At 70.3% G+C, this 11,803-nt stretch carries 10 protein-coding genes and 2 pseudogenes; 4 read left to right on the top strand and 8 right to left on the bottom strand.

Annotated features, from left to right (window positions below; genetic code table 11):
• Positions 1 to 34: 34 nt before the first annotated feature.
• The gene (locus OG390_RS20570) at positions 35 to 394 is read left to right on the top strand and encodes a VOC family protein (protein ID WP_406169910.1); all 360 of its coding nucleotides are present in this window, start codon (positions 35 to 37) and stop codon (positions 392 to 394) included.
• Positions 395 to 416: 22 nt separating this feature from the next.
• Positions 417 to 800, top strand: coding sequence for a VOC family protein (locus tag OG390_RS20575; RefSeq protein WP_406169912.1), 384 nt, complete (start codon positions 417 to 419; stop codon positions 798 to 800).
• 108 nt (positions 801 to 908) lie between these two features.
• Here OG390_RS20575 and OG390_RS20580 read toward each other — a convergent pair whose 3' ends face one another.
• The 4 genes from OG390_RS20580 to OG390_RS20595 all read right to left on the bottom strand — a co-directional run bounded on the left by OG390_RS20580 (position 909) and on the right by OG390_RS20595 (position 5,044).
• On the bottom strand, positions 909 to 2,054 hold the full coding sequence (locus OG390_RS20580; protein ID WP_406169913.1) for a dipeptidase: 1,146 nt from the start codon (positions 2,052 to 2,054) through the stop codon (positions 909 to 911).
• 124 nt (positions 2,055 to 2,178) lie between these two features.
• On the bottom strand, positions 2,179 to 3,357 hold the full coding sequence (locus OG390_RS20585; protein ID WP_406169915.1) for a dipeptidase: 1,179 nt from the start codon (positions 3,355 to 3,357) through the stop codon (positions 2,179 to 2,181).
• 5 nt (positions 3,358 to 3,362) lie between these two features.
• Positions 3,363 to 3,887 carry a 5-(carboxyamino)imidazole ribonucleotide mutase gene (gene purE, locus OG390_RS20590; protein WP_399087086.1) on the bottom strand — a complete coding sequence of 175 codons (525 nt, stop codon included), beginning with the start codon at positions 3,885 to 3,887 and terminating at the stop codon, positions 3,363 to 3,365.
• Positions 3,884 to 5,044: a 5-(carboxyamino)imidazole ribonucleotide synthase gene (locus OG390_RS20595; RefSeq protein WP_406169917.1), complete on the bottom strand. Its 1,161-nt coding sequence runs from the start codon at positions 5,042 to 5,044 to the stop codon at positions 3,884 to 3,886. Before OG390_RS20595 ends, purE begins: the two co-directional genes overlap by 4 nt.
• A 186-nt stretch (positions 5,045 to 5,230) precedes the next feature.
• Between OG390_RS20595 and OG390_RS20600 the strand changes: the two genes are divergently transcribed.
• Positions 5,231 to 5,767, top strand: coding sequence for a GtrA family protein (locus tag OG390_RS20600; RefSeq protein WP_406169919.1), 537 nt, complete (start codon positions 5,231 to 5,233; stop codon positions 5,765 to 5,767).
• Between the two features lie 503 nt (positions 5,768 to 6,270).
• Here OG390_RS20600 and OG390_RS20605 read toward each other — a convergent pair.
• The 3 genes and pseudogenes from OG390_RS20605 to OG390_RS20615 form a co-directional block, all read right to left on the bottom strand.
• Positions 6,271 to 6,408, bottom strand: a pseudogene (locus OG390_RS20605) (S-methyl-5-thioribose-1-phosphate isomerase); the annotation flags it as partial.
• 94 nt (positions 6,409 to 6,502) lie between these two features.
• On the bottom strand, positions 6,503 to 7,780 hold the full coding sequence (locus OG390_RS20610; RefSeq protein WP_399087080.1) for an ATP-binding protein: 1,278 nt from the start codon (positions 7,778 to 7,780) through the stop codon (positions 6,503 to 6,505).
• A 324-nt stretch (positions 7,781 to 8,104) separates the two neighbouring features.
• Complete coding sequence (locus OG390_RS20615) at positions 8,105 to 8,782, bottom strand: response regulator transcription factor (RefSeq protein ID WP_018566970.1); 678 nt, start codon at positions 8,780 to 8,782, stop codon at positions 8,105 to 8,107.
• Between the two features lie 491 nt (positions 8,783 to 9,273).
• Here OG390_RS20615 and OG390_RS20620 point away from each other — a divergent pair, with 491 nt between their 5' ends.
• On the top strand, positions 9,274 to 10,770 hold the full coding sequence (locus OG390_RS20620; RefSeq protein ID WP_406169922.1) for an oligopeptide:H+ symporter: 1,497 nt from the start codon (positions 9,274 to 9,276) through the stop codon (positions 10,768 to 10,770).
• Positions 10,771 to 10,848: 78 nt separating this feature from the next.
• On the opposite strand, the pseudogene OG390_RS20625 reads toward OG390_RS20620, so the two are convergent.
• A pseudogene (locus OG390_RS20625) lies at positions 10,849 to 11,342 on the bottom strand (histidine phosphatase family protein); the annotation flags it as partial.
• Between the last annotated feature and the right edge of the window lie 461 nt (positions 11,343 to 11,803).

Consider the following 11,803-nt stretch of genomic DNA (forward strand, 5'->3'; position numbering starts at 1 on the left):
TAAACGGGTATCCGAGTCCCCCTAGGAGGAAGTCATGGCTCTCGCCGAACTGGGCGTCGTCGTCCTGGACTGTCCCGACCCGCGCGCGCTCGCCGGGTTCTACGCCGAGGTGCTGGGCGGCACCGTCGAGGGCGAGGGAGACTGGGTGGACCTGAAGGTGCCCGGCGGGCAGTCGCTGGCCTTCCAGGCGGCACCGGGTCACGTACCGCCGAAGTGGCCCGCGCCCGCCGCATCACAGCAGTTCCATCTGGACCTGACCGTCGACGACCTGGACTCGGCGGAGCAGGGCGTGCTCACGCTCGGCGCGAAGCCGCTGGACGCCGACGACCGGTCGCGTTCCTGGCGTGTGTACGCCGATCCGGCGGGGCACCCGTTCTGTCTCTGCGCCTGCTGACCCTGGAGGACTCACGCCGGCTGTGGCCCGTTTTCGTTCCGTCGTGATCGACTGCCCCGACCCGCGCGCGCTCGCCGACTTCTACGCCCGGGTGGGCGGCGGCACACCCCAGGCCGAGGACGACGACTGGGTCGTACCCCGGATTCCGGACGGGCCGCGGCCGGCCTTCCAACGGGCGGACGGCCACACCCCGCCGGAGTGGCCGCGGGCCGACCGGAACTCGCAGCAGGTCCACATCGACTTCGACGCCGGGGCCACCTGGGCGGAGGTCGACGCGGCCCACGAGAAGGTGCTGGCGCTGGGCGCGCGGCCGCTGGACCTGGAGAACCGGGAGAAGAAGGATTTCCACGTGTACGCCGATCCGGCGGGGCATCCGTTCTGCCTGTGCAGGATCGAGCACCCGTGATCGACCGCCCTTGACCGACCACCCGTCATGGGCCACCCGTGATCGACCACCTGCCACGGGCCACCGCTCCTACCGGGCCACTCGTCATGGGCCACTCGTAACGGTCGGCTATCCGTCCAGCTCGGCGATCTTCGACGTCGACGGCTCGCGGCGCTGCTGGGCGGCGCGGGCCGTGAAGTCCGCGCTGCGCAGCACCCGTTGGACATTGCCCCGGGTGAGCAGCGCGAGATCGGTCTCGGACCAGCCGCGGGAGAACAGCTCGGCGATCAGGTACGGATAGCAGGACGCGTCGGCCAGGTCCTGCGGATGGGCCACTCCGGAGTCGTACGTACCCGAGAGGCCGACGCACTCCGCACCGGCGAGGGCGCGGACGTGGTCGAGGTGGTCGGCGACGTCCCGCACGGACGGACCGGTCTGCTCGGCCGTGAGCGGGACGAGGCACAGCCCCTTGGCGGCGCCCAGTGCGACGAGAACGTCGTCGGGAAGGTTGGCCGGATGGGGGCGCAGCGCCCAGGCCGCGGAGCGGGTGAACAGAACCGGGGCCTTGGAGACCGCGAGGGCACGGCTGATCGTGGCCTCCGAGGTGTCGGAGAGGTCGGCGAGCACGCCCAGACGGTTCATCTCGCGAAGCACCTCCTCGCCGAACCGGGTCAGGCCCGCCTCGCTCGCCCAGGACGCACCCGACAGCGTGAGGATGCGCAGGCCGAGCGTGTGCAGGGCGCGCAGGATGCCGAGCGAGTCGCCGAGCGCGTCGGCACGGGCCGGCCCGAGTACGACGGCGACGCGGCCGCAGTACTGGGCGTCGGTGATCTCGGCGGCGCTGTGCGCCATGCGCAGTCCCTCGGGGTGTGCCCGGACCACCGTCTTCACCAGGTCCAGCTGCTCCAGGGTGGCGCCCACGGCCCGTTCCCCGGCCAGCCCCTCGGGCAGGTGCAGCGACCAGAAGAGCGCACCCACGTGCCCTTCCCGCAACCTCGGCACATCCGTGTCCACGGCGCTCTCGCCCAGCTCCAGGTCGAACCACGGCAGGTGGCGCAGCGCCCAGGGCAAACCACTGTAGCCGTCGGCGACGGGGTGGCCGGCGAGGAAGACGTGGGCCCGCTCCAGCGGGTCCGTCCCCCGGTCGGTCTCCGTGGTCTGCGTGGTCTCCAGGGACTCCAGGGACTCCAGGGACTCCGCCTCCGGCCAGGCAACGGGCCGGTCGAGCTCTTCCACCTCGGCGGTGGCGTGCAGTTCGTCCTGCAGTTCTGCCATGACGGGCTCCGTGGGGTGGACGGTGATCGCAGTATCGCCACCGTTGCACGGAGCCCGCGGGGCTTCCTGGTGGGCAGGGCGTTTGGGGGTACGCCCAGCCCACCGGGCATGCCGCCCTGCCCACTCAGCCGTCCAGTTGCTCCAGCGTCGCGTTCGACGGGCCCCGCTTCGCCCGGAGATCGCGGGCCACGTCCTCGGCCGCGCCCAGCACCCGTACGGCGTTCTGCCAAGTCAGCTTGGCCACATCGGTGGACGACCAGCCGCGGTCCAGCAGTTCGGCGATCAGGTTCGGATAGCCGGAGACGTCGTCCAGGCCGTCCGGGGTGAAGGCCGTGCCGTCGTAGTCGCCGCCGATGCCGACGTGGTCGATCCCGGCGACCTCACGCATGTGGTCGAGGTGGTCGGCGACCGTCGCCACCGTGGCGATGGGGCGCGGGTTCGACTCCTCGAAGACGCGGTGGACCTTCATGGCCTCGGGGGTGGTGTCGAGGTGGTGGAAGCCGTTCGCGCGCATGTTCTCGTCGGCCGCGGCCGTCCAGTCGACCGCCGCCTGGAGGACGAACTTCGGTACGAACGTCACCATCGCCACTCCCCCGTTGGCGGGCAGCCGCTCCAGCACGTCGTCCGGGATGTTGCGCGGGTGGTCGCACACCGCGCGCGAGGAGGAGTGGGAGAAGATGACCGGCGCGACTGAGGTGTCCAGCGCGTCCCGCATCGTCGTCGCGGCCACGTGCGAGAGGTCCACGAGCATGCCCTCGCGGTTCATCTCCCGGACGACCTCACGGCCGAAGGCCGACAGACCGCCCACGGCGGGGACGTCGGTGGCCGAGTCCGCCCACGCGATGTTGTCGTTGTGGGTGAGCGTCATATAGCGGACGCCCAGTGCGTACAGCCTCCGCAGTGCGCCGAGGGAGTTGTCTATCGAGTGCCCGCCCTCCGCACCCATCAGGGAGGCGATACGACCCTCCGCCCGCGCCGACTCCATGTCGGCGGCCGTCAGAGCGGCGCGCAGCTCCGAGGGGTGGCGGTCGATCAACTGCCGTACGCAGTCGATCTGTTCGAGCGTGGCCGTGACCGCGCCGGGCAGGTCCGAGCGGACGTACACCGACCAGTACTGGGCGCCCACGCCGCCCGCGCGCAGGCGCGCCAGGTCCGTGTGCAGGTGCGCGCTCTGGTCGGCGGCGATGTCTCGGGCGTCGAGGTCGTAGCGGACCTGCTCGCGCAGCGCCCAGGGCAGGTCGTTGTGGCCGTCGACGACGGGAAAGTCGGCCAGAAGTGCGCGGGCCTCATCGAGGGACGACATCCGCGTCACTTCCCGAAGCCGAAGCCGTTGCCCGCGCCCTCGACCTTGGTGCGCAGCCTCTTGCCCTTCTCGGTGGCCTGGTCGTTCAGTTCCTGCTGGAACTCCCGCATCCTGCCGAGGAGCTCCTCGTCGTGCGCGGCGAGCATCCGGGCGGCCAGCAGGCCCGCGTTGCGCGCGCCGCCGACCGAGACGGTCGCGACCGGGACACCGGCCGGCATCTGCACGATCGACAGCAGGCTGTCCATGCCGTCGAGGTACTTCAGCGGGACGGGCACGCCGATGACGGGCAGCGGGGTGACCGACGCGAGCATGCCGGGCAGGTGGGCGGCACCGCCCGCGCCGGCGATGATCGCCTTGAGCCCGCGCTCGGCGGCCTGCTCGCCGTACGCGATCATCTCGTGCGGCATGCGGTGCGCGGAGACCACGTCGACCTCGTACGGGATCTCGAACTCGTCGAGGGCCTGCGCGGCGGCTTCCATGACGGGCCAGTCGGAGTCCGACCCCATGACGATGCCTACAACGGGGCTCATTCTGTGATCGTGCCTCTCAGGTAACCGGCTGCGTGGCGGGCACGCTCAAGGACGTCGTCCAGGTCGTCGCCGTGAGTGTTGACGTGGCCGACCTTGCGGCCGGGCTTCACGTCCTTGCCATACATGTGGATCTTCAGCTGGGGGTCGCGGGCCATGCAGTGCAGGTACGCGGAGTACATGTCCGGATAGTCGCCGCCGAGGACGTTCGCCATGACCGTCCACTTGGCGCGCGGGCGCGGGTCGCCGAGGGGGAGGTCGAGGACCGCGCGGACATGGTTGGCGAACTGGGAGGTGATCGCGCCGTCCTGGGTCCAGTGGCCCGAGTTGTGCGGGCGCATGGCCAGTTCGTTGACCAGGATGCGGCCGTCCGCCGTCTCGAAGAGCTCGACGGCCAGGTGGCCGACCACGCCGAGCTCCTTGGCGATGCGCAGGGCGAGTTCCTCGGCTTGGAGAGCGAGCGCCTCCGCTATGCCGGGGGCGGGAGCGATCACCGTGTCGCAGACGCCGTCGACCTGCTGCGACTCGACGACGGGGTACGCGACCGCCTGGCCGTGCGGGGAGCGGACGACGTTCGCCGCGAGTTCCCGTACGAAGTCGACCTTCTCCTCGGCGAGGACGGGGACGCCGGCACGGAAGGGGTCGGTCGCGTCCTCGATCGACCGGACGAACCAGACGCCCTTGCCGTCGTAGCCGCCGCGGACCGTCTTGAGGATGATCGGGAAACCGTCGCCCTCGGCCCCTTCTGCGAGGCCTTCCGCCGCGAACGCGGCGACGTCGGCGACGTCACTCACGATGCGGTGCCGTGGGCACGGCACACCGATCTCGTCGAGCTTCGCGCGCATCACGCCCTTGTCCTGGGCGTGCACGAGCGCATCGGGTCCCGGGCGGACGGGGATGCCGTCCGCCTCCAGGGCCCGCAGGTGCTCGGTGGGTACGTGTTCGTGATCGAAGGTGATCACGTCGCAGCCCCGCGCGAAGTCACGCAGCGTGTCGAGGTCGCGATAGTCGCCGATGACGACATCGCTGACGACCTGCGCCGCGGAATCCTGAGGGGTGTCACTGAGGAGCTTGAACTTGATGCCGAGCGGGATGCCCGCCTCGTGTGTCATACGAGCGAGCTGACCCCCGCCGACCATGCCGACTACCGGGAACGTCACGCTCCAAGAGTATCGGCCGCGCCACGGTGGCCGATTTCCGCGCCCTTCCGCCGTAATTTCCGAGCCTGTGACCGCCTGTTTTCTTACCTGTGAGCCCGTGCACAGGCGGCGGAGAGGGCCGCTGGTTAGCATGGCGGGGTTGACGTACTTCGACCGACGTACCCACCGACGGGGGCTGGCGACACCATGGGCAGTGCTTCTTCGGGGTCTCCTGCGAGGCCTCGCAGCGCGGTTCGCCGCCGGTTCGACCTGCTCTTCAGGGAGATCGCCAAGTTCGGTGCGGTCGGTGGGGCGGGGCTGCTCGTCAACCTGCTCGTGTTCAACCTCGTACGCCATGTCACCGGGCTGCAGGTCGTGCGGGCCAGTGTCATCGCCACCGTCGTCGCGATCGTCTTCAACTACATCGGGTTCCGCTACTTCACCTACCGGGACCGCGACAAGGGTGGCCGCACCAAGGAGCTGACGCTCTTCCTGCTGTTCAGCGTGGTGGGGCTGGTCATCGAGAACGGCGTGCTGTACGCGGCGACGTACGGGTTCGGCTGGGACACCCCGCTGCAGAGCAACGTCTTCAAGTTCCTCGGCATCGGGGTCGCGACGCTGTTCCGGTTCTGGTCGTACCGCACATGGGTGTTCCGGGCGCTGCCGGCGCGGGAGGCTGTGGCCAGTGCGGAATCGTTCCTCGACGCGGGGGCGAAGCCTCGCCCGCGGGCCAAGGTGAACTGAAGCGATTCGGCTCCTTCGCGGCCGCCGGCTTTTCGCCGCTCCGCGACCACCCGCTTTCTCCGCCGCTCCGCGGCCGCCTGCTGTGTCTCCGCCGCCCGCTCCGCGACACCCGCTTCCCGGCGCTCCGCGCCGCTTCTTCGCCGCGCCGTTTTTTCGCCGCTCCGCTTCTTCGCCGCGCCGCGGCGGGTTTCCCACCGACCCACCCGTGCGAGTGGGTCACGGGGTGGGCCTCGATGGGCGGCGGCGGGAGCCGCGCTCGAACGTCGCGAGGTCGACTCGGGCGGGCAGGCCGGCCGGGTGCGAAGCCTGAGCCTCGTGAGGGGCTCTGCGCGACGGCCGTGGTGGTACCGAGGTCCGTACCACGGCTCTGCCGAGCAGGCCGGAGCCGAGGCCTCAGCCACAGCCACCGGGACGCCGCCGGGCAGCCTGGACGTGGCTTGCGCGTCCCTGGAAACGGGTCGGGGGTGAGCCCGGGGCATTGTCAGGGCGCCTGGCTTGGTCGAGGCCGGGTTCACCGCCGTGGGCCGGGCGCCGGCCAGCGCCTGGGCAGCGTCATCCACGTCTGAGCCACGCACGGCGGCGAGCGCAACGCCGTACGCCCCCGCGATGCCGAGCAACGGCGCCCCGCGCACGGCGAGCGTCGGGGCCGGGGCCCGGTCGGGGATGGGTTGGTCGAGGCCGCTCGGTCGAGGCCGCTCGGTCGGGGGGCGCGGGTGGGGGTGGGCGCGGGTGGGGTTATCGGACCGTGCGCTCGTCTTCCTCTGTTGCCGGGGGCCTCTTCAGGGGCGTGCGGGAGAGGAACAGGCCGAAGACCGGCGGCTGGGCCTGGAGCATCTCCAGGCGGCCCCCGTCTGCCTCCGCCAGGTCGCGGGCGACGGCGAGCCCGATCCCCGTGGAGTTACGGCCGCTGATCGTGCGCTCGAAGATCCGTGCGCCCAGGTCGGTGGGGACGCCGGGGCCCTCGTCCGTGACCTCGACGACGGCCTGGTTGCCGGTCACTCGGGTGCGCAGGGCGACGGTGCCGCCGCCGTGCATGAGGGAGTTCTCGATCAGCGCCGCCAGGACCTGCGCGACCGCGCCCGGTGTGCCGACCGCCCGCAGGTGCCGCTTGCCCGAGCTGACGATGGCGCGGCCCGCGCTGCGGTAGGCGGGGCGCCACTCCTCCAGCTGCTGCTTGATGACCTCGTCGAGGTCGAAGGAGACGGCGGAGCCGGTGCGCGGGTCGCGGGCATTGGTGAGCAGACGTTCGACGACGTCCGTGAGGCGCTCGACCTGCGTCAACGCGATCGTCGCCTCCTCCTTCACCGTGTCCGGGTCGTCGGTGAGCGTGATCTCCTCCAGCCGCATGGAGAGCGCCGTGAGGGGCGTACGGAGCTGGTGGGAGGCGTCGGCCGCGAGGCGGCGCTCGGCGGTGAGCATCCGCGCGATGCGCTCCGCGCTGCCGTCCAGGACATCGGCGACGCGGTCCAGCTCCGGGACGCCGTACCGCTTGTGGCGCGGGCGGGGGTCGCCGGAGCCGAGCCGTTCCGCGGTCTCGGCGAGGTCGGTGAGCGGGGAGGCCAGGCGGTTGGCCTGGCGCACCGCGAGCAGCACGGCGGCGACGATCGCGAGCAGGGCGACGGCGCCGATGATCAGGAGCGTACGGCCGACTTCGCGGGTCACCGACGAGCGCGGCTCCTCGACGGTGACGGTCTCGCCCTCCTCGCCCTTGGCGGTGGAGTGGATGACGTCGCCGGTGGGCTCCGTGCCGACCTCGATGGGCGGGCGGCCGGGGATCCTGATCATGGCGTAGCGCTGGTCCGCGACCTGGTTCTTGAAGACCGCCGCGGTGATGTTCTCGTCGCCGAGGATGCGGCTGTCCACGATGCTCGCCAGTCGCAGGGCCTCGGAGTCCACCCGCTCCTGGGCGCTGTTGCTGATCGTGCGGGTCTCGACGATGACGAGGGATACGCCGAAGACGGCGATCACCACGAGCACGACGGCGAGCGTGGACTGGATGAGACGGCGACGCACGGGGCCCTCCGGGCAGGTGGCTGTACGTGGTCCAGTGTGCCCTGACGCTGTGCCGGGCCTGGACGGGGTGGGTGCGGGCGTCGTGCCGCGGGCCCGGTTTTCGCCCCCGCCGCCCCTACCCGTCCCATCTCTGGGGGGCTGCGCCCCCAGACCCCCCTTCGGCCTGAGCGGCCCCGTCCTCGATCGCCGGACGGGCCAGTGCTGCCGGGCCTCGCCCCATCAGGGGCGCGGGGAACCGCGCGACCAGCCCCCACTCACCCGCAGCCGAGGAACGACCCAGCAGGGTCTGGGGCGCAGCCCCAGACCTGACGGAGAAGTGGGATGTCAGCTCTTCTCGAAGCGGAAGCCCACGCCTCGTACCGTCGCGATGTAGCGAGGGTTCGCCGCGTCGTCGCCCAGCTTCTTGCGGAGCCAGGAGATGTGCATGTCGAGGGTCTTGGTCGACGACCACCACGTGGTGTCCCAGACCTCGCGCATGAGCTGGTCACGGGTGACGACGCGTCCGGCGTCACGGACGAGGACCCGCAGCAGGTCGAACTCCTTGGCCGTGAGCTGGAGTTCCTCGTCGCCCATCCACGCGCGGTGCGACTCGACGTCGATGCGCACCCCGTGCGTGGCGGGCGGCTGCTGCGGCTCGGCGGCGCCGCGTCGCAGCAGCGCCCGTACCCGGGCGAGGAGTTCGGCGAGCCGGAACGGCTTGGTGACGTAGTCGTCGGCGCCCGCGTCGAGGCCGACGACGGTGTCCACCTCGTCGGCGCGCGCGGTCAGGATGAGGATCGGGACGGTGTGGCCCTCGGCGCGCAGCCGGCGGGCAACCTCCAGGCCGTCCATGCCGGGCAGCCCCAGGTCCAGAACGACCAGGTCGACGCCGCCCTGCATTCCGGCGTCGAGCGCGGTGGGTCCGTCCTCGCGCACCTCGACCTCGTAGCCTTCCCGGCGCAGTGCGCGGGCCAGCGGCTCCGAGATGGACGCGTCGTCCTCGGCGAGCAGTACTCGGGTCATGGGGTGATGGTAGTCCGCCACGGACGAGTGCTGTGGGGCGATCGGCCTCCGTGATTCACACCCGCCACCAGTGTGATTCTTACCTGCGGCTGTGGGATGCGATCCTGGGAAGCACCTTCGAATGGGCGCCCCCGGTTCCATGATCGCCTGTGATCCATGTCTCAAGTCCTTCCATATGCGGCATTGACATGTCGTATGGTGACCAGACGCCTGTAGCACCACACCGGGACCTTTGGCGAGTGTTTGACGCTGAAGGTCTCTTTTGTGTGCGGGCTGGTGTTCGCCAGCCTTGAAAGGAATGACCTGTGGCCGGGCCCGAGCGCGCTGACGCGTGAAGGGCGTGGATCCCGGTGGTCGCCGTCCACCGCTTCGCAATCCGGAGCGGAATCCCCGTGGGCGTGGGGGTGGATGGTCGTACCCCGCCGGTGCCGGCCGCCCCCCACCGGGCGCGCGACGCTCAAGCAGCGCGTCCCGACCAGCAAGGAACGACCATGGCGTCCAGCCTGACGAAGGACTCGGTCACCCCGGGCACCCCCGGTTCCGAGAAGACCTTCTTCGGCCACCCCCGCGGACTGGCCACTCTCTTCATGACCGAGATGTGGGAGCGTTTCTCCTACTACGGCATGAAGGCACTGCTCCCGCTGTACCTGGTGGCACCGGGCGGCCTGCACCTGAGCGCGGCCACCGCGACCGCGATCTACTCGGTGTACCTCTCGCTCGTGTACCTGCTCGCGCTGCCGGGCGGCTGGTTCGCCGACCGTGTCCTCGGCCCGCGCAACACGGTCGCCGTCGCGGGTGTGATCATCATGCTGGGCCACCTCACGCTGGCTCTGCCCTCGTCCGGCACCTTCTACGGCGGCCTCGGCCTCGTCGCGATCGGTTCCGGTCTGCTGAAGGCCAACATCTCCACGATGGTCGGCCACCTCTACGACAGCCCGGACGACGCGCGCCGTGACGGTGGCTTCACCCTCTTCTACATCGGCATCAACCTCGGTGCCTTCGCCGCGCCGCTGATCATCGGCACCGTCGGTGAGAACGTGAACTGGCACCTGGGCTTCGCGCTCGCCGCGCTCGGCATGGCCCTCGGCCTCGTCCAGTACCTGCTCGGCGGCCGTCACCTCAGCGCCCGCTCGCACGAGGTCCCCACGCCGCTGTCCGCCGAGGAGAAGGCCGCGACGCTGCGAAAGTCCGCACTGTGGGCCGCCGTCGCCGTCGTCTTCTACGCGATCGTCGGCTTCTCCGGTCACTACACGCTGAACTGGCTGCTGATCCCGATCACGCTCGCCGGTCTGATCATCCCGATCATGGTCATCGGCCGCATCAAGCGGGACAAGGACCTGGACCGCGCCGAGCAGTCGAAGATGTCCGCGTACATCTGGTTCTTCGTCGCCGCGGCCGTCTTCTGGATGATCTACGACCAGGGCGGCTCGACGATGTCGATCTTCGCCGACTCCTCCGCCGAGAACACCGTCTTCGGCTGGGAGTTCCCGGTCTCCTGGTACCAGTCCGTCAACCCGGTCATGATCATGGCGCTCGCCCCGGTCTTCGCCTGGGCGTGGCTGGCACTGAACAAGCGCGGCAAGGAGCCGAGCACGGCCACGAAGTTCGCGTCGGGTCTGATCCTGATCGGCGCCTCCTTCTTCCTCTTCCTGGCTCCGCTGACGATCGCCGAGGGCGGTCACAAGGCCGCCGCGATGTGGCTGGTCGCGATCTACTTCGTGCAGACCGTCGGTGAACTGACGCTCTCTCCGGTCGGACTCTCCGTCACCACGAAGATGGCCCCCGCGAAGTACGCCTCCCAGATGATGGGTGTCTGGTTCCTGGCCGTCACCGCCGGTGACGCCACGACCGGTCTCCTCTCCATCGCCGAGGTCGACCTCAACAAGACGGGCATCGTCGCCCTGGAGGCCACGCTCGCCGTGATCGCCGGTGTCGCGGTGTGGATGTACCGCAAGAAGGTCAAGCAGCTGATGGGCGACGTCCACTGACGTACGCCTGAGCCCCCTTACGAAGGGCCACCGCACCGCTGGGTGCTGTGGCCCTTCGGGCTTTCCTCCAGGGTTCTTTCAGGATTCTCCGGGCTTTCCGTGCACGGAGCCCGGCCCGCGGTGCAGGTCTCCCACCCGCGCGCTCAGCTCGGGTGGGAAGCCGGTCCAGCGCAGCTCGGCGGGTAGGTGGGCCATGTCGCTGAAGAGGAGTACGGAGGCCGGGCGGCCGGGGCGTAGCGGATGACGGTCAGGGCGGCGTTGCCGTGGTTGAGGTCCAGCCAGCGCCAGGGCGGGGCGTCGAGGGCGGCGCGGACCAGCCAGCCGATGAGGAAGGCGTGCGCGACGACCAGCTCTTGGCGTACCTCACCGCCTTCCACGGACCGGTGAACCGCTGCTCGGCCTAGCTGCGCCAGCGCCGCTCCCTACTCGCACTCGCGCTTCTCCTCAGCCACAAGCGCCAGGAACGCCAGCAGCCGCTCGGCCGCGTCCGTCGGCAGTTCGCTCCTGCCGGGCACGTACGGCACATAGTCCCCGGCCGCCTCGACCGCCCGCGTAGGGACCGCGGGCAGCCGCAGCCGGTCCACCAACTCTCTTGGGTGCACCACCGCTTGCTACGACAGGCCGTATACGCGGGCGGCACCGACCGCACACAACTCCTCGTAGTGATCGCGAAAGCTGCGGCCGCAGCTGTGCACTGCGCGCGCCCGAAACGGTGTCTCAACCCCGGGAGGTCGCCGCCGTGGGCCCGTTCGGGGCGCGCCCCAGGCAGGGAGCGCTCGTCGGCGCCCGCCTCCAAGGGTTCACCAACGTGTCCCGGCGTTCCGTCAATTCCGGATACGGGTCAAGCGGCCCTCGGGGCCATCTCATTCAGCACATCAGAGGTCAGCTGCGCTTCACGGCCTGATCACAATGCCTTGACTTCGCCTTGTGCCGGCGACTGCCATCTCCCGCCCCAAGCAGACTTACTCAAACCACTGGAAAGCGCGCGGCCTATAGGAGAAAAATGGCGTACTCCCGAGATGCCACACCCCAT

This window comes from Streptomyces sp. NBC_00996 (assembly GCF_045162675.1).
Classification (GTDB): Bacteria; Actinomycetota; Actinomycetes; order Streptomycetales; family Streptomycetaceae; genus Streptomyces.